The sequence below is a fragment of the Kitasatospora sp. NPDC057940 genome (assembly GCF_042887425.1).
Classification (GTDB): domain Bacteria; phylum Actinomycetota; class Actinomycetes; order Streptomycetales; family Streptomycetaceae; genus Kitasatospora.
Map to the genome: position 1 here is coordinate 1 of NZ_JBHVPH010000023.1, position 17,193 is coordinate 17,193.

The 17,193-nt window shown below is 69.3% G+C and carries 12 protein-coding genes and 2 pseudogenes; 7 read left to right on the forward strand and 7 right to left on the reverse strand.

All coding sequences use genetic code 11. The features are described 5' to 3' along the window. Positions 1–543 precede the first annotated feature (543 nt). Positions 544–753, forward strand: coding sequence for a DUF6243 family protein (locus ACFVTF_RS28225; protein WP_063352004.1), 210 nt, complete (start codon positions 544–546; stop codon positions 751–753). Positions 754–992: 239 nt separating this feature from the next. Here ACFVTF_RS28225 and ACFVTF_RS28230 read toward each other — a convergent pair. Continuing rightward, positions 993–1,130 (reverse strand): annotated as a pseudogene (locus ACFVTF_RS28230) (exodeoxyribonuclease III); the annotation flags it as partial. Between the two features lie 98 nt (positions 1,131–1,228). On the opposite strand from ACFVTF_RS28230, the gene ACFVTF_RS28235 reads away from it, so the two are divergent. Further along, positions 1,229–2,785 carry a recombinase family protein gene (locus ACFVTF_RS28235; protein ID WP_387817213.1) on the forward strand — a complete coding sequence of 519 codons (1,557 nt, stop codon included), beginning with the start codon at positions 1,229–1,231 and terminating at the stop codon, positions 2,783–2,785. 62 nt (positions 2,786–2,847) lie between these two features. Here the strand turns inward: ACFVTF_RS28235 and ACFVTF_RS28240 are convergent, their stop codons facing one another. After that, positions 2,848–4,347 (reverse strand): recombinase family protein, encoded by a 1,500-nt coding sequence (locus tag ACFVTF_RS28240; protein ID WP_387817334.1) that lies wholly within the window; start codon positions 4,345–4,347, stop codon positions 2,848–2,850. 354 nt (positions 4,348–4,701) lie between these two features. On the opposite strand from ACFVTF_RS28240, the gene ACFVTF_RS28245 reads away from it, so the two are divergent. After that, positions 4,702–5,829, forward strand: a complete 1,128-nt coding sequence (locus tag ACFVTF_RS28245) for a hypothetical protein (protein WP_387817214.1) — start codon at positions 4,702–4,704, stop codon at positions 5,827–5,829. Here the strand turns inward: ACFVTF_RS28245 and ACFVTF_RS28250 are convergent. Next, positions 5,742–6,413: a helix-turn-helix domain-containing protein gene (locus tag ACFVTF_RS28250; RefSeq protein ID WP_387817215.1), complete on the reverse strand. Its 672-nt coding sequence runs from the start codon at positions 6,411–6,413 to the stop codon at positions 5,742–5,744. The genes ACFVTF_RS28245 and ACFVTF_RS28250 overlap by 88 nt on opposite strands. A 152-nt stretch (positions 6,414–6,565) precedes the next feature. On the opposite strand from ACFVTF_RS28250, the gene ACFVTF_RS28255 reads away from it, so the two are divergent. Continuing rightward, positions 6,566–6,727: a hypothetical protein gene (locus ACFVTF_RS28255; protein ID WP_387817216.1), complete on the forward strand. Its 162-nt coding sequence runs from the start codon at positions 6,566–6,568 to the stop codon at positions 6,725–6,727. Positions 6,728–7,158: 431 nt separating this feature from the next. Continuing rightward, the gene (locus tag ACFVTF_RS28260; RefSeq protein WP_387817217.1) at positions 7,159–9,684 is read left to right on the forward strand and encodes a hypothetical protein; all 2,526 of its coding nucleotides are present in this window, start codon (positions 7,159–7,161) and stop codon (positions 9,682–9,684) included. Positions 9,685–10,101: 417 nt separating this feature from the next. Here ACFVTF_RS28260 and ACFVTF_RS28265 read toward each other — a convergent pair whose 3' ends face one another. Then, complete coding sequence (locus ACFVTF_RS28265; RefSeq protein WP_387817218.1) at positions 10,102–10,866, reverse strand: phytanoyl-CoA dioxygenase family protein; 765 nt, start codon at positions 10,864–10,866, stop codon at positions 10,102–10,104. 265 nt (positions 10,867–11,131) lie between these two features. Here ACFVTF_RS28265 and ACFVTF_RS28270 point away from each other — a divergent pair, with 265 nt between their 5' ends. After that, on the forward strand, positions 11,132–11,521 hold the full coding sequence (locus ACFVTF_RS28270; RefSeq protein WP_387817219.1) for a hypothetical protein: 390 nt from the start codon (positions 11,132–11,134) through the stop codon (positions 11,519–11,521). Positions 11,522–11,530: 9 nt separating this feature from the next. Beyond that, a complete protein-coding gene (locus tag ACFVTF_RS28275) occupies positions 11,531–12,199 on the forward strand; it encodes a hypothetical protein (protein ID WP_387817220.1) in 669 nt (222 codons plus the stop codon). On the opposite strand, the pseudogene ACFVTF_RS28280 reads toward ACFVTF_RS28275, so the two are convergent. From ACFVTF_RS28280 to ACFVTF_RS28290, 3 genes and pseudogenes are all read right to left on the reverse strand, one after another. Next, positions 12,172–13,262, reverse strand: a pseudogene (locus tag ACFVTF_RS28280) (IS110 family transposase). The gene ACFVTF_RS28275 and the pseudogene ACFVTF_RS28280 sit on opposite strands and share 28 nt — an antisense overlap. 356 nt (positions 13,263–13,618) lie before the next feature. After that, positions 13,619–15,127 carry a protein phosphatase 2C domain-containing protein gene (locus tag ACFVTF_RS28285; protein WP_387817221.1) on the reverse strand — a complete coding sequence of 503 codons (1,509 nt, stop codon included), beginning with the start codon at positions 15,125–15,127 and terminating at the stop codon, positions 13,619–13,621. Between the two features lie 81 nt (positions 15,128–15,208). Next, positions 15,209–17,152 carry a glycoside hydrolase family 15 protein gene (locus ACFVTF_RS28290; protein ID WP_387817222.1) on the reverse strand — a complete coding sequence of 648 codons (1,944 nt, stop codon included), beginning with the start codon at positions 17,150–17,152 and terminating at the stop codon, positions 15,209–15,211. Positions 17,153–17,193: the final 41 nt, after the last annotated feature.

Consider the following 17,193-nt stretch of genomic DNA (forward strand, 5'->3'; position numbering starts at 1 on the left):
CCCTTGTCGCCCGCCCGCTCGGTGCCGCCGACCGGGCGGGCGACAAGGGTCGCCGGCCTGGAGCGCGAAGGGCCGGCTGCCGCCGGTCAGCCGGGCCCGGTTACGAGCGGGGGCCGTGCCGGTTCGGCCGGTCGCCGCGGATCCGCGCTGGCCGTTGCGGCCGGCCTTCTTGAACGTGGTGACCCTGGTCCAAGGCTTGCCGTTCGGCCGGGCGTGGCGGCAGAGCGTGCGGCCCGGCAACGCCCATCTGTGACAAGGCGGGCGGCGACGACCGGCGGGTGCTGGCGGGTGCTGGCGGTGCTGGGATTCCGAAGGAACCGGTCGGCCCCGGGCGCTCGCCGAAGGCCCGGCCGACGCGGGAGCGGCGAGAAGGTTGGTGTCCAGGGCCGACGGAACCGGGTAACGTCTTTGCCATGTTCTTCCAGACTTACGAGTGAGCGCGTGATGGGCCCCTGCTGACGTCCTTCGATGTCGCCGCCCGTCCCCCACCGATGAATCCGTAGATCACTTCACTTCACTTCACCACCGGGAGAACCCACGACCGTGAGCAAGAACATCAACAACCCCGTGGGCATGGGCGGCGGCCAGCGCAAGAGGCAGTCCCGCGCCGAACGGCAGAACAACGGTCCGCACCGCAACCTCGACCGGCAGGGTGCAGCCGACCAGAAGGCGGAGCTGGTGCGCAAGATGCGCGAGAAGGCAGGAACGGCTGAGGGCGCCGGGCAGGCGGGCGGCGACACCGTACAGGGCTGACGCACCGCCGCCGCAGCGCGGGCACCGCACGGGGCAGGGCTCGGACCGCGACGCGCGGTCCGAGCCCTGCTGCCGCACCGGGCGGTCACGTGAATCGCTTTGCTGAAAAATCCACTCCGGGCGTGCCGTGCGACTTCCTTCGCCGCTGGCGTATGCGCTACCGGGAGGAAGCCCCGACGTGTGGAATGCCCCGCGTCGGGGCCGCCTCTTGATTCTGTCGAACTACCGGTTTCTGCTGCCTAGTTGTTCAGATCGAACACGGCCGTGACCGGTGCGTGGTCGGACCACCGTTCGGTGTGGGTGGCGGCGCGTTCGACGTAGGCCTCGACGGCCTTGGCGGCGAGGCCCGGGGTGGCGACCTGGAGGTCGATCCTCCAGCGGAACGACACCTTTTCGAAAAGGGTCCACCCGTTCGAGTGCAGCCTGTTCGAGGGTGCTTGCTGGCCTGGGCGGTAGGGGACCTCCTGTGAGCATCATGACGGCTTCGGTGCCGGTTCGGGCGGTGGTTGGTTCGCGTGTGTCGGACACGCACGGCAACGAGGGCAAGGTCTCGCACCTGATTCAGGCAGAGACAGCGACCCGGCACGCGCTGTCAAAGGAGTGGGAGATCGTCGGGTCGTTCGAGGACCTGGACGTCTCCGCCGACATCACGCCCTGGAAGCGCCCGGATCTGGGGCCGTGGCTGACCGAGCGGCAGGGCGAGTGGGACGCGCTGGTGTGGGCGAAGGTGGACCGGGCGTTCCGGTCGGCCAAGGACTGCGCCGATGTCGCCCACTGGGCGGAGGAGAACCACAAGGTCCTGGTGTTCACGGACGACGGGATCACCCTGGACTACCGGGAGGGCCGGGAGTCGTCGTTCGGGAACGAGCTGGCGAAGGTCTTCCTGATGCTGGCGTCGATCTTCGCGGAGATGGAGCTCAAGCGGATCAAGGCCCGCGTCACGGCCGCGCACAAGCACCTGCGCAAGACGGACCGCTGGGCTGGCGGGCAGCCACCGTACGGGTACCGGATCGTGGACCGTCCAGGTGGAGGCCGAACGCTGGAACCGGACCTGGTGACATCCGAGGCGGTGCGGTACATGGGCAAGCTTCTCCTGGAGGGGCAGAGCCAGTGGATGATCGCCACCGCTCTCGAGGCGGCCGGCTTCGATACTCCGGCGACCCACGCGTACAAGAACCAGGGCGACAGCTACACGAGCAAGCGCAAGATGCCGCCGTCGAACCACTGGAATCCCACCAGCGTGGGGAAGATCCTGCGCTCGCCGGCGACGATGGGCCTGAAGCTGACCGGTCGCTCCGTGAAGGCGCGCAAGATCGCCCGGGACGCGAAGGGTCTGCCGATCCGCATGGCGAAGCCGCTGTTCACGGAGGAGGAGTGGGCGGCGATCCAGGCGGCGATGGACGAGCGCGCGATCACGAAGGAACGCTCGAACGGCGCCTCACCCTGGCTCGGTGTGCCGCACTGCGACCGGTGTGGTTACCGGTTCTATCGGCAGGTGAACGTCGCCAAGAACGGCAAGGTGTACGAGTACTACCGGTGCGCGAAGTCAGCAGGGAAGCCGACCTGCAAGGGCCAGTCCGTCAAGGGCGAGCGCGTCACCGCGGCGATCAGCGCGCTGGTCGAGCGCCTGGCCGGCCTCGCGATGACGGTGCGCCGGTTCATCCCCGGTGAGGACCACACCGAGCAGCTCAACCACGTCACCGTGGCGATGAAGGATCTCCGCGAAGAGAAGCGCCGCAACCTGTTCGACTACCCCGGTGGCGACGACGAGTACGCCGAAGCCCTCGAAGTCCTCGTCGACGAACGCCGCCGCCTCGCCGCACTCCCGCAACGCCCCTCCGCCTGGGTGGAAGTCGAGACGGGTCAGACCTTCGCCGACGCCTGGACCGGGGCCGATCAGGAACACCGCCGCCAGCTCCTCCTCGGCCTCAAGGCGCGCCTCTACATGACCCCCGCCGTCGAAGGTTGGTGCTTGCCCGCCGAACTCGAAGAACGGGTACCGAAGTTGGAGTGCACAAGGTGCCCGGGGTAGTCGGGAGGTCGGCGTAGCGGCGAGGGAGGCCCTCGCCGCTACGCCGTGTGATGGAGGAACGTTCAGACGGAGGCCAGCTCCTTCCGCAGGTCGTCGGGGAACACAAAGCTGAGGGCGCTCTTGCACATGTAGGCCTTCACCTTGGACTTCAAGAGGAGCTGGCGCTGGCCGGCAACATCGCTGCCGGCCCATTCCGAAGCGATCGTCGACCCCGTGGGGCGCATGGCCCTTGGGGACGGTAGCACCGATTTCGCCACGACCCTCCGGCGCTCTGCCAATCCGTTGATGCGCCGAAGGTACTCCTCATTCCCACCCTCGTACTCGTAGAGGCCCATGTCCTTCTCGGTCCGAATATCATTCATCGCCCTGGATATGGAAACGATTGTTTCGCCGTGGACCAGGGATGCATCGAGCGGTATCGGCTCGACTGCCTGTACTGTCGAAAACAAATGGGTCACGATAGCCTTGAACTGCTCCTCGACGAATTCCATGGGGGATGCGGTGTCGCACCGCTTCGCCGAATTTCCAGGGGGAGCGCCGCACCGGTAGTACCCGTACCCGGTTTCCCCTATCCGGTTTACCTGGCGGTAAGCAACATTCCCACATTGGGCGCAGAATACGGAGCCGAGATACGGATAGGGCTCACTGACCCGCCTCTTGCGAGTTGGACGTGCCGCCCCGAGAACAGCTTGGAGAAGCTGCCATTCATCTGGGCTGAGGATCGCGTCGGCTGCGCGTACAGGATTGCCTTGGGTGTCGTAGACAATCCGGCGGAACCCCGTGGATCCACCGGTCATCTTCAGGCCAGTGCAAGCGGGTGAGGTGAGAATCTTCCCGATCGATGCAGGATTCCACTGGGCCGGCGTGACAGGCAGGCTGTTCTGCAGCCGGATCCAGTTCCGTGGCGTTGGCACCTCTTGCCGGTTCAGCCTTCGGGCCATCTCCCATTGCGCCACCCCGGCGATTGCCCAGTGGTACATCTGTCGAACAATGGCAGAGGTCACTGGATCGATCTCAAGAACCTTCCCGCCGCCGTCGAGCGGGACTATCCGATAGCCATAAGGTGGGCGGCCGCCGGCCCAGCGACGTGTCCCTTTGAGGTATCGGTGGGCGTCCGCAACTCGTGCGGATATCTTCCTGGCCTCCATGCGTGCGAATACCGAAGCCATGTAGGCCATTGCCTCGCCCAGATCGCTGGAGAGGTCGAATGTGTCGTCGACGAAGATGAGATTCTTGCGGTGCTCGTCGCACCAGCGGATCATGTCAGAAAGGTCGGCCGGGCTTCGGACGATTCGATCCAGCTTCCAGAAGATCATGACGTCGAACTCGTGGTGCCGATTCTTCATCCAATCGCCCAACTGTGGACGATCGATCGGCCGAAACTTCGTGGCAGAGACATCCAGATCCTCGGCGTAACCGACGATCTGATAGTCCTTCATCTGGGCCATGAGCCGGCCCTTTTCGCGTTGGCGTGCTGGCGACGTACTTTCTTCGGTGGCTACTGAGAGCCGAACTCCGATCAGAGCGCGCTTGCGCGGGTTCAATGATTTACTTCCACTCATGCGAATGAACGAGATACGCACCCTCGTGGTGGGCACATGTCGAGTTTTCGCGGTGGATGGCTCGCTGTAGCGAGCCGATCTTGTGCTAAGAGAGCTGCCGCTGCGACCGCGTGAAGCGGGTTTATGTCCTCTGGGGGCAGGTCGCCAGCGTCATGGTGACCTGCTGCCTCCTGCGCGTGGAACAGGTGGGCGCCCGGCCCAGGGCTGGCTGCACTTCGCCGGTGAGCACGCCTCGTCCGACTCCCAGGGCCGCATGGCGGGTGGTGCGAGATCCGGTGGTGGGCGGCCAATGAGGTACTGACGGCGATCGGTGCCCCGCCGCCGGGCGGCGCGGCCCGGGGAACCTACCGCCCAGTGAATGGCTCTGGCACCTGGTACGCCGCCGAGAGGAACGACCTCACACTGGCGGTCGCCGCGGCGTACGCCACCGGACTGCACAGCAGGGCCTGGCGGATCGTCCTGACAATGTGGCCACTGATCGTCTGGCGCGTACGGGACGACTGGGTCCCGCTACTGCACACCGCCCCCGCATCGGAACGGGCCGACGCCAATCAGTACGGCGAGTCGTGCGTGCTCAACGTCCTCGGTTGGGTCCTGATCGAGGAAGGGCGCACCTTGGAGGCAATGGCCCACCTGGGGGCCGCATCCGCACTCGTCTCCCGGGCAGGCGACGCGATCGCCGAAGCCAACGCCCTGATCGTGTTGGCCATGGCACAGGCATCCCTCGGCGGCTTGGACGAGGCTGCCAACGGATGCGAGCGCGCTGTGGAGCTGGCGCGCCAGGGCGGCGACCGGGCCGTGGAGAGACTTGCCCTGCAACACCTCGCCCGGCACCGGGCCGACGCCGGAAAATGGGACCAGGCCCTCGCCATTGCCAGCCAGGCCCTGGCCTTCGACAATCGACCGGGCACCGCCGACGGCCCCCGCGTCATGCTGCTCAGAGTAAGGGGCGAGGCCTTACTGGGGCTCGGGAACGAAGCTGAGGGCAGCACCCAGCTCGACCTGGCGGCCCGGGAGGCGGAGTCCTCCGGCTGCGAGGACGGCGCGGTACGGGGCGCTCGCCGCCCGGTAGTGGGTAACAGCTGGCGCGGAAGTCCAGGCGCGGTACGACGCGGCACTTGCGCGGCTCACGACGCGGCGGTCCTGCTGCCGCCCAAGCTCGTCCTGCTGATCGAGCACCAGATCAGCCGGCCCGGCGTTACCTTCGTGCTCCACTGGCCGGACAGCCCCGGGCCGATGCTGTCCGGCCGCCCGCCCAGTCGGCCGCGGAGCGGGTCCTTGCTCCACGCGTCCCCCGAGGCGAAGGCCGTCTCGGAGACCGTCGGTTGTGACGATGGGGGGAACCGGCGGAAGGTGTGGCGGTGTGTGCCGGGGCCCCAAGCAGAGTGTCCGAGTTACCCGGCGATCGGACTGGTGGGGGCTTCGACGAACTCGAGCGCAGCCGGAAGCGGTGCTGGCTGGAGCCCATTGACACGCATCTGATCCCGGAGCGCCTTGAGTCGCGCGCAGTCCTCGTGGGCCATGCGATCGAGTTCTTCCGCTCGTCGGGACAACTGCTCGTAGCGGGCTGAGCCTAGGGCCTGACGAGCCTGAAGACGGCGGTTGTGGGCCTCGCGGGTGGAGATCAGTGCGGTGCGCACGTCGACGTCGTGTTCGCGGAAGACGGCGAGCACGGCACGGGCCGAGCCGGGATGTGGGGCATCGCCCGGATAGTCCTCGCCGGTGATCCAGGCCGCTGCCTGCCAGACGGGGGTGGTCACGTTGGGCAGGAGGTCGATGTCGGCCTGGCCCATCAGTGGAATGAGCAGTGCCACGAGCGGCAGGTCGAGGGCATGGGCGAGGACGATTGCCTCCTCCAGCTTGAGTGAGTCCCGTTTCCCCTTCTCGATCTTGGTGATGGTGTTCGCAGCGATCGGTACACCTCTCGCCTCGCACGCTGACGACAGGTCGGCCGTCGTCATGCCGAGTTGACCCCGCTGCGTCTTGATCGTCTGGGCGATCCGCGCCGTCAGCGCCGACGGCCACTGCATCTTGGAATCTTCCACAGCAGAAGAATACAGCACCATTCTTCTGCTCCCATGGCAGATGTGATAGAAGTTTCTCGCACAGAGAACAGCACGTGGGAGGGAAAGTTGCCGTGAATGCAGCCCTGGTTGCCCGATCGGAGAGGTACTCGCCGGAGGCTCTCGCGGCTCTCCCGCCTGCGATCCCACTGCCGGTGGCCAACGAGCTGCTCTCGCTCAGCAGGACGGCGGGGTACCGCATGGTCCGCGAGGGCCGCTACCCGGTCACCGTCGTGGAGGTTGGTGGCAGCTACCGCGTGATCACCGCGGACCTGCTGCACTTTCTGCGTCCGCGAACCCCTCGGAGCGCCGCCTGAGGAGACGCCCTTGGGCTGCGTTGCCGCTTCGATGCTCGAAGCGGCAACCTGCTTGCCGGGGCGGCCTGTTGAGGAGGACTCCACCCGATCGGGTGAATGATCCGGCTGATGTGCGCAGACCCGCCCCGGGTGCTGGCACAGTCGGTGCCGCACGTCGGTGGTTCATCACCGATGTCTGCCTCATGCCGCCGTCGGCGGAGCAGGAACCAGATGCGAGATCCCAGACACCCGGCCTGTGGGTGTTGTTTGGTGTGATCCCTCCTCTGCAGGCGTCGGCAGCTGAATCGTATGTAGCGGGTCGCGCAGGACGCCGTCCGGCTCCTGGAGCGGATCTCCCGCTGGCACGAGGTCGGCTCCTCGGGCGCGTGTCACGCCCCGACCGACGGAGGCGTGCTCTGCTGCCCGGCTCGGCCGGGAGAAGGACAGACCTCATGGCCAGCAAGCGACCTACCGGCATCTACTCGTACATCGGCACCCAGCCGTGGGCCGAGCACCTGGCGGACGCCGTCGAGAACACCTGCGAGGAGCAGGGACTGGTGCCCCCGCCCCGTGCCGCAGTCACGGAGGGCCTCGCCACCTCCCTCGGCGACACCGAGATCAAGAAGCTCGTCCGCACCACGCGGGGCAAGAAGATCCTCAACCCCACGGCATCGAGGGTGGTGGAGTCCGGCAACGACCGCGTCCTCCTGCTCATCTGTGACGTCCACGGCGCCGCCGTGGCCCCGTGGGACCTGAACGACCGCACCGTCGGTACCTGGTCCCCTCCCAGCCCCGAGGCCATCAAGCGCGTCGCCGACCTGATCGCCGCCGAGACCGCGCTCGACGCCGCCGAAAAGGCCAGGAAAACGGCCGAGAAGGAACGCGAAACCCGCCGCCGCGCCCCGAGCGGCGACCCCCACTACGCCACCGCCCTCGCCGCCGCAGAGACCAAACTGGCGAACGCCGCCCGGCAGTCGCGTGAAGCCGACAGCCACAGGACCGTCCTGCTCACCGCGCTCGGCAACCGCCGCCCTCGCCCCGTGGTGCGGGCGGCCGAGGAGAACGGTGAGCCCATGGCCGCGCTCACCCTCGCCGAGCAGACCTACGAGCAGGCCGTCCACATCCAGCGCTACGCGGCCGACCAGCTGCAGCGCTTCGGCAAAGGTCGCGGATACGACCTCGCCGAGTCCCTGGTCGCCGCCGGCCAGCTCTCGCGCGGTATGAGCGTCCTGCAGCAATGGCGTATCAGGAACGCGGACGGAACCCTCTCCGAACTGTGGCGGATGGTCGCTGTGACCGCCAACAACCGGGCCCTGGCCCGCCTCGACGTCTTCGGCCTGCGCCCCGAGCACATCGTCACCGGCATGCCGCGGACCCTCGTGGCACTGCCGTCGGACAAGCACGACCCCAGCGTGCGGCTCCTGAACCAGCGGGAGGTCCTCAATCGAATCTCGCACCGCCTCAACGAGGCCGACGCCAACGAGGAGACGGAGCCGGAGCACACGGCCCGGCGCGCTGCGAAGCTCGCCACGGTGCCGATGGAGATCGTCGTCGGCTGCAGCAAGCCGGCCGCACTGGAGCACGTGCTGCGCGGGCTGAACGTCAACGACCACCTCCGCGGAATCCAGCCCTACGAGGAGGGCGCCCGACTGGTCGCCCTGTTCGCGACCCTCGTCGACGCCTACGCCAGGGACGACCAGCTTGTCGCGCTGCTCGGCGAGACGTTCCCCGAGGCCCAGGGCGCGGACCTCCTCGACCTGGACGGCGTCCGCAACGCCCTGACGGCGAACGGCCCCCTCGACCCCCTGGCCGCCCTCCTGCCCGCAGACGAGAAGGTCTCGCCGGTCACCCTGCGGGACATCGCCGTCCGGGCCATCACCGCGCTGGTCTTCCCGGACATCCCCCCGGCCCGGCCCGGCAACGGGAAGCGGCAGGTGCGCGACACCGGGGCGTTCTGGCCGATCGTCCGGGCGAGCCTGCAGGAGCCGGCATGGAGCCAGACGAAGGCCCCGAACGCCGAAACCCGTACGCGGCTGTGGTCGGCGGCCGTCGCGCAGCTGTTCCTCCACCGGGCCAACCACCTTTCGGCGCTCGGCCTGTTCACGGTGACGGACGCCAAGGAGGGCTCCAACCAGGACCCCAGGCCGCTTAAGGAACTGTTTCTGCGGGCTGAGGCCGGCGAACCGACGGCATGGGCCGCACTGGTCCGACGCATGGTGCCCGCGCTGATCCATGCCCCCCAGCCCCTCGTCACGCCTGGCCAGGGCAGCGAGGCCGGAGCCGGGCGTAAGGGCGTGCGCCGCAGCCCTACCAACGCCGTCGCGGCACTCACCATGGCCTACAGGGCAGGGGCGGAGAACCTCAGCCGCGTCCTCCTGCTCGCCTTCGCGCGCTCCGTCCTGGGGCACCCCGACTCCGTCCTGGCGCCGCAGGCCCCCGACGGCGGCAAGCCGATCTGCTACGGCGAACGAGAGGTAGGCGAGGACCAGCGAAGCCCGATCGTCCCCGGGATGATCCTCGTCCCGGGCATCGACGGCGCGCCCACCGGCCTCGTCGCGGACAAGGCGTGGTTCGACGACATGTTCCCGCCGGACCTCGCCCAGAGTACGAACTCGGGGAACGACGCGAACACCACGGCCGAGGGCACCGCGGCCTCCGGCGGCAGCGCCGGTACCACGTTGACCACCGCGAACGGGCAAGCGCCGGAGGACCCGCGGGACCGGCTCGCTGGCCTGCGCCAGGAGATGGCCGCGCGGATCGAACTGGTCGAAGGCGGCTACCAGCGCGCCGGCGCCGCTGCCCGCGAGCTCATGGCCGGTTTCAAGGAAGCGATCGACCTGCGGACCCAACTGGGCGAGGAACCGCTCCCGGCCGACCAGCGGATCCAGTGGATGGAGAGGCTGACGGCGCTGCGCGAGGCTACGGAGGGCAGCGCTGCAGAACTGGCGGACGCCGAGACGCTGATCCTGAAGATGTAGGCGCGGTGCTCGGCCAATTCAGCAACCCGATCGGGCTGCTTCGGAGAGAGCACTTCTTCCTGAAGCCGCCCGATCGGGCCCCATCTCTCCGGACTACGCGCTACCGGAGTGCCCGGGCAGTGGGTATCCGGCCCTGGAACAGGTGGTTCACCCAGGGGGCGGTGTGGCCTCGGTCGTATCGCCTTGATGCTGTCGCGCGTGGTGAACACGAAGGCAGTCAAGGACGCAGCCGCCGAGACCATGGCAGTGCTGGCTCGCCGAGGACTCATCGTCCGGCCAAGGAGGGTGGAGGGCAGCATCAAGGAAAGGGCCGGTCCAACATCCACTCGGTCTGGGGTGATGCCTTGACGTCGTGTTGGCCTCCGCTCAGCCGGACACCACCCCGCCAGTGTTCTGCAGAACGGCGATCACTGCCCGCTACCCCAGGGTGAAGTCCTCGCCGTTGTCCGGGGGCGCGAACTCCCACAGCGGGTCCGTCACGGCCGTACGCCAGCGTTCGCGGTGGCCGGCGGCGCGCAGTCGGAAGTACACGGTCTCGCGGCGCTTGTCGTCGGCCGTGCCGAAGTGGCCGCCGATGTTGTGGGCGAGCAGGTAGTGCGCGAGGACCAGGCTCCCGGCCGAGCCGATCACCTGAAGTGGGGCGGGCAGCTCCACAGGCGGGTACGGGGCGCTGTCGCGTAGCGCGTCAGCCCCGTGCTCGCGGAGCCAGGCGGCGGCGCGAAGGTGGCTGCCGGGCCAGACCCACAGGTTGCCGCGGTCGGGTTGCTGCTGGTCGGTGAGCAGCAGGCCAGCGAGAAGGGTGAAGGTCCCCGGGCGGCCGTCGTTCTCGGTGGGGGTGAGGCCGTCGATGTGCGGGGCGCCGGGGTGGTGGGGGTGCGGAGGCAGGGTGAAGGCGAGCTGCGCGACTTCCGGCGCCGGAAGGCCTAGCCCCATACGCAGGAACGGCTGGACTGCGTCGGTGATCCCGCTGATCTCGTAGAGGTCGCGCAGCTCGGTGTCCTGGGCCAACGGCGGCCACAGGAAGTAGGAGCCGGTGTGGTCAGGTGCGGGCGGGTCGAGGGCGATGCGCCTGCTGAGCAGCGAGCACCAGCGGCGGATCAGCCCTGCAGTCAGGACGCCCGGCAGCACGCAGTAGCCGTCGCGGCGAAATGTACTGATGGTGGCGGGAGTTGTTGTCTCCATCACATCATGGATAACGAGCCAAGGGTGATCGGCGTAACGCAGTTCCCGATCGGTGATCGGTGATCGGTGATCGGTGATCACGGGAACTGGGCCGCAGTAGCGAAGCCGGCCGCGCGGTAGCCTGCGTGAACGCACGCCGGATGCCCTGTCCGCGGAGATGGCACTCTGGGTGCGGTGTTCGGACTGAGCAGCATGAGGCTGGGCCGGATGGAGAGGAACAGGACCGACGTGCAACCGGACGCGTTGTTCGGGCAGTTGACCGCCGATGACGGGATTGGCCAGTGCCGGGGAGTGGGCGGAGTGCCTGACGGCCTGGGCGGAGCAGCGGATCGGTGGTGTCCAGGGGCGTGAGGAGGCAGTGCGGCTGCTTGCGGAGGCCTTGCATCGTTTCCCGCGAACGCCGTTCGGGTTCGGCGCGCCGTTGGTGACGGCGTTGCTGGAGGAGGTGGCGGCGTCCGTCGGAGACGGGACCGAGGCGGCCCGGCAGGTGGGGCGCATGCTGGCCTGCCACCGTGAGGCCGTGAGTTCTGGAGCGTCGGCGGCAATCGGTGCGCGCCAGCATGTGCTGGCGGAGATGCTGCGGGAGCGCCCCGACCGCGGACTGGGGGCGGGGCTGGCGGGGAGCGCCGTGCTCGGCGACAGAGCCGGAGCGTAGTCCAGGGTCGTGGTGGACGACCGGGGACCTTCCGCGCCCCCGCGCGTCAGCCTGGCACTGTACCGGGATCACGGCGATTCGCCGTACACCCGTGACGACAACGTTCTCGACGCCGGTGTGTACGCGACCGGCCCTGGGGCCTGCGACTTCCTCCACGAAGGTACGGCCTACGGCCTGCTCCTGGCGTCCCTGCCGGGACTGGAGGACGATGCGGTCGATCTTGCCCTTGGACGGCTTCTCCACGACCTGCTGATCGAGGACGTCGTCGGCGTCGTCTCGCCGCGCCGGTGCGCGGTGCTGCTGGAACGCGGATCCCGCCGGCCGGACCGATCCTGGTCACCGCTGCTGGTCGAACTGGACACCGAGGAGGACCAGGCCGTCTGGGCGGGGATCGCCCTGCGGGAGTGGACCGTGTGGGCGGCGCTGCGCCGGTTCGACCTCACCGAACCCGCTCCCGGCCGGGTACGGGGGCGCCACAGGCCGGATGCAGTGCTGCCGCACACCGGTGCCGTACAGGTGGTCGCGCCGGACGGCACGGACAGCACCGCCAGGATTGTCTCCGCCAGGCCGATCGACTGGCAGGCTCCACGGTGGCGCCGTACGTCCTGGGACCTCGGGCCCAGGGAAGCGGGCGGATGCTCCTATAGACGTCAAGCCGCAGGAGCAAGATCGGTTTGAGTAGTGATTTGTGTCGTTAGTTTGCTGGTCAGGGCGCGGTAGACCTCGCGGGCGACGAATCGCTTGAGGCAGCGCATGATGTCTTTCTTTGACAGTCCTTCGGTGGTGCGGCGCTCGACGTAGGCGCGGGTGCGTTCGTCGTAGCGCAGGACGGACCAGCACGATGGTGTGCAGGGCGTTGTTCGCGGCCCGGTCCCCGCCGCGGTTGAGGCGGTGGCGGTGGGTGCGGCCGGAGGAGGCCGGGATCGGCGCGACTCCGGCCAGGTGGGCGAACGCGGCCTCGGAGCGCATGCGTTCGGGGTTGTCCCCGGCGGATGCCAGGAGTTGGCCGGCGGTCTCGGGGCCCACGCCGAACAGCTCCAGCAGTGCGGGGGCGGCCTGCTTGATCAGCGGGGCGATCTCGACGTCGAGCTCAGCGATCTCTTCGTCCATCGCCTGGTGGCGTCGGGCGAGGCGTCGCAGTGACGCCCTGGTCGCGGCCAGTGGCGTGGAGAGGTCGTCGCCGGGCCGCAACCGGGCGAGCGTGCGTATCAGTGTCGTCCGCTTGAAACCGGCGGCTTGCTCTCGCAGCATCGCCGGCGCTGCGACGAGCAGGCCCCTGATCTGGTTCATCGCCTGGGTGCGGGCCTTGATCGCGCTTCGGCGGGCGATCCGCAGGACGCGGACGGCCTCGACCGCGCCGTCCCGGCTTTTGGGTGTCCCGGTGGCCCGGCCCGAGAGGACAGCTGTTGCGGCCGCGTAGGCGTCGATCGGGTCGGACTTGCCCTTCATGCGTCGGGTCTTTCGATCCGGCCGGTCGACGTCGACGACCGTGACCCCGGCGGCGGTCAGTACCCGGGTGAGTTCGGCCCCCGTAGGCGCCGGTGCCTTCCACGCCGACCGCGCTCAGGGCGCCGTGCGAGCGCATCCAGTCCAGGAGGTCCCGGTAGCCCCGGATGGTCGCGGGGAACTCCCGGTCGGCCAGGTGTCGGCCGATGGGGTCGATCACCGCCGCGTGGTGGGTGAGGCCGTGGGTGTCGACTCCGCCGGTGATCTCCGGGCCGTCATGCGTCATGCTGGTCATGTCCGTCCTTGCCGCTTGTCCGTGCCGAGGGCGGCACGCGCCGGTCGGGCGGGTGGACAAGACAGTGACGGGGCTTCTGCGACAAGCTCCTATGAAGTCACAAGCGCCCGTCCGGCCGCGTGCGTGGTGACGCCCGGCGGGCCGACAAATCCCAAAACAGGACAGTCGAGACGTCAGTCAGTAGGTGGGTCAGACCCGCCCGCAGCGTCACCATGAACATCATCACTGTCAGTAGTCGACGTTGCCAGTGGCGCCTGCGGTAAGGACCACGTGGACCGCGTCCAGGGCGCCGCGGGCATCTTCGAGCATCGGCGGCATGCCGGACCACGTCTTCCCGGGCTCCAGGTCGTCTACGGTCAGAAGGGCGGCCGGCCGCAGGGCGGCGGCGCAGTCCGACAGGAACTGCCCGCGACGGCCGCGGGTCGTCCTGGCGCGATCCTCCAGCGCCCGGAGGTTTTCATGAACCCACTTGAGAGGGTCTTCGTCGGTCCGCTTCTGCTTCGCCAGGGCCGCCAGCGCCTCGGGGCTCCAGCCGTGCCAGTAGTCCGGCGACCCGTAGGCACGGAACCCGCCGGGCACCGGGGTGACCGTGGCGGGGTTCCACAGCACGGCGGTGTACCAGGGCCGGTCGGCGTTGCGGGCCATCGCGACGGGCCCGGGGCTGCCGTCGGAGCGCACGGTGGTGGCGGTGAGTCCGCACTCGCGGGCCAGGCGCTCGATGACGGCGGCGGCCTGCGTGTCCCAGCGGTGGTGCCGCTTCGCCGCTTCGCCGCTTCGACGATCCCGTTCTCGTCGGCGTCCTGGGGTGCGTCCTCGTCGACCAGGACCTCCTGCAGACACAGGACGTCCGGGGCGACCTCGCGGATCGCGGTGACCCGGGCCCTCCACCCCGCGGTGCCCACGTCGCGGGGGTGCAGCTTGTAGGCGTTGAGGTTCGCGATGGTGACCAGACCGGCGGAGCCCGGGGCGTCGGCCACCTCCTGCTCACTCACCCGCTCGACGCCGGTGAACGGCCACCAGACCAGGGCCTTGTCGTCGCTGACCTTGTAGCGGGGCCACAGCTGTCCGGCGGGGTCCTGATGCTCGGCGCGGGCGATGGCGTCGGCGACCGCCTGCGGCCCGTCCTGTCGGCACGCCCGGGCGAGTTCCTGCCACGAGTACAGCCCGTACTCCTCGACGCCGGCGGTGATGCCGTCGGTGGCGACCACGACCTCGGCCAGGTCGCTGGCCGACCACGAGGCGGTGACCGCGTTGAGGCCCGCCTCGGGCACGGCCTCGGCGATCCAGTAACCGTCCGGGCGGTTGACCACGCCGCCCTGGAAGCCGCGCAGCTCCTGGAGGATCTGGCGGTGCCGCTCGCCGAAGCCGTGCCCGGCACGCAGGAGATCGCGGTACTCCCGTACCGGCGGCTGGGCGTCGACCAGCCGGGCGAGCCGGTCGTCACACACCGCGTGCACCGTGCCGTCGCGGCCGATGGCGACGACGGGGCTGTCCCCGAGGACGGCCGCCTCGATCCGATCCGCCCGCCGACGCACGACCGCCACGGTGCAGGCCGGGGACGAACCGGGGACGAGGCCGTGGTCGCCGGCCACGGCCTGGATCGCCGCGGCCAGGACCTGGCGCAGGTCCATGCCCGCATCCCGGGACAGGAGTTCGGCGATGGCCGCGCCCAGGGTGTCGGCGTACCAGCCGCCTCGGGGCTGGTCGTCGGTGACGGTCGAGACGCCGTCCAGGACGATCACGGCGTCAGCGGTGGTGACCACCCGGTCCTCGCTGGGGCGGCCATGGCCGGCGAGTTCACCGATCCGGACAGTGGCACCGCCCAGCATGGCCCTGCGAAGGGGGCGGCCTGGTTCGATCTGCACGAAGAACTCCACTCTGGTCTAGAGACGTTGAAGGGGATCGATGGTGGCGACCTCTGGTGTTCGGCGTGCTCAGCCGCGCTCCTACCGCACACCCGCCACCGTGAGCGTGTTCTGCTCCCGTTCGGGGGGAGTCCCGGCGGGCTGGGTTCGCTGGGTCGGCAAGGGCGGGTTGTCGCAGGTGGTGAGGAGTGTGGCGGTGTCGGCCAGGGCGAGGTGGCTGAAGGCTTGTGGGAAGTTGCCGAGCTGGCGCCGCGCGACAGGGTCGTATTCCTCGGCGAGCAGGCCGAGGTCGTTGCGCAGGGCCAGGAGGCGCTCGAACAGCTCCCGGGCCTCCTGGACGCGGCCGATCGCGGTGAGGGCGTCGGCGAGCCAGAACGAGCAGGCCAGGAAGGCGCCCTCGTGGCCGCGGAGTCCGTCGACGTTCTCGGTGTGGTCGCCGGTGTGGTCGCCGGTGTGGTCGTCGTGGGTGCGGTAGCGCAGGACGAGGCCGTCTGGGGTGGTCAGTTCGCGCTGGATGGCCTCGACGGTGGCGATGACGCGTTTGTCGTCGGGAGGAAGGAATCCGACGGCGGGGATGAGCAGGAGTGAGGCGTCCAGGTCTTGGCCCCTGTAGTACTGGGTGAACACGCCGCGCTCGGGGTCGATGGCGTGGGCGCAGACGTCGGCGTGGATCTCCTCGCGCACCGCGCGCAGGCGTGCCACGGCCAGGCCGGTGCCGGGGCGTCGGGCCAGGAGGGTGGCGGCCCGGTCGAAGAACACCCAAGCCAGGATCTTGGAGTGGGTGAAGTGCCGGCGCGGGCCGCGCACTTCCCAGATCCCCTCGTCGGGCTCGCGCCAGCGTCGTTCCAGCTGGTCGGCGAGCGCGAGCAGCAGCTCGTCGGCGTCCCGGTTGCGGGGCAGGCCCGCGTCGTCGGCCAGCAGCAGAGCGTGCGCCAGTTCGCCGTAGACGTCGAGTTGCAGTTGTCCGGCGGCGCCGTTGCCGATGCGCACCGGCCGGGAGCCCGCGTAGCCGGGCAGGTGGTGCAGGATCTCCTCGTCGGTGTCCGTTTTGCCGCTGAGCCGGTAGAGCGCCTGCAGGTTCGCGGGGTCCAGAGTGCTGGTGAGCCAGTCCCTCCACTCGTCGGCCTCCTGGACAAAGCCCAGCCGCAGCAGGGAGGCGACCGTGAGCGCGGAGTCGCGTAGCCAGGTGAACCGGTAGTCCCAGTTGCGTTCGCCGCCGATCTGCTCGGGCAGGGAGGTGGTGGGGGCAGCGACGATTCCGCCGTGCACGTGGCACATGGCCTTGAGGGTGATGGCGGAGCGCACCACGGCCTCGCGCTCCGGCCCGGTGTAGGTGCAGCCGGAGGACCAAGCGTGCCAGAACGCGAGGGTGTGGCCGAGGGCGCGGTGGGCGTCGGTCGCGGTGGGCGCGGGGTGGCGGGCTTCCTGCCAGGTGAGGGCGAGGACGACGCGCTGTCCGGCGGCGACCGGGAAGTCCGCGCGGCAGGTGCCGTGACGGCCGGGGCTGTGACGCGGGCCGCCCTGCAGCCAGTACGCGTCGGTGCCGCTGACGGCGCCGAGTTGGGCTTGGCCGTGCTGCTCGGTACGCCGGATGGCCGGCACCTGAGCCCCGTATCCGGGGCGCGGGCGCCACTGGGAGGCGACGCGGACCTCCCCGGACAGGCCCTTGACGATGCGGATGACCTCGGCGGGCGCGTGGCCAGTGTCGTCGGGCGCGGGCATGAAGTCGATGACACGGATGGATCCCTCAGGGGTGTCCCAGTCCTGCTCCAGGACGAGGGACTCGCCCCGGTAGCGGCGCCGGGTACTCGCCGCAGGCGGGGCGCCGTCGTACCTGGCGGGGGCGACACGCCAGAAGCCGTGCTCCTTTCTGCCAAGAAGCGCCGCGAAGACGGCCGGGGAGTCGAACCGCGGCAGGCACAGCCAGTTGATCGACCCGTCACGGGTCACTAGCGCCGCGCTGCACAGATTGCCGATCAGGGCTTGGTCCTCGATCAGCGGGGCCGGGGGTGGGATGGAGAGCATCAGGATCCTGTCATGGGCGGGGGTATGCGGCCGGTGGAACC

Bases quoted from the DNA above. Each gene is read 5' to 3' on its own strand.
- ACFVTF_RS28235 (WP_387817213.1), top strand. From the start codon at position 1,229: ATGACGGCTTCGGTGCCGGTTCGGGCGGTGGTTGGTTCGCGTGTGTCG.
- ACFVTF_RS28240 (WP_387817334.1), bottom strand. From the start codon at position 4,347: ATGAGTGGAAGTAAATCATTGAACCCGCGCAAGCGCGCTCTGATCGGA.
- ACFVTF_RS28250 (WP_387817215.1), bottom strand. From the start codon at position 6,413: ATGGTGCTGTATTCTTCTGCTGTGGAAGATTCCAAGATGCAGTGGCCG.
- ACFVTF_RS28260 (WP_387817217.1), top strand. From the start codon at position 7,159: ATGGCCAGCAAGCGACCTACCGGCATCTACTCGTACATCGGCACCCAG.
- ACFVTF_RS28265 (WP_387817218.1), bottom strand. From the start codon at position 10,866: ATGGAGACAACAACTCCCGCCACCATCAGTACATTTCGCCGCGACGGC.
- ACFVTF_RS28270 (WP_387817219.1), top strand. From the start codon at position 11,132: ATGACGGGATTGGCCAGTGCCGGGGAGTGGGCGGAGTGCCTGACGGCC.
- ACFVTF_RS28290 (WP_387817222.1), bottom strand. From the start codon at position 17,152: ATGCTCTCCATCCCACCCCCGGCCCCGCTGATCGAGGACCAAGCCCTG.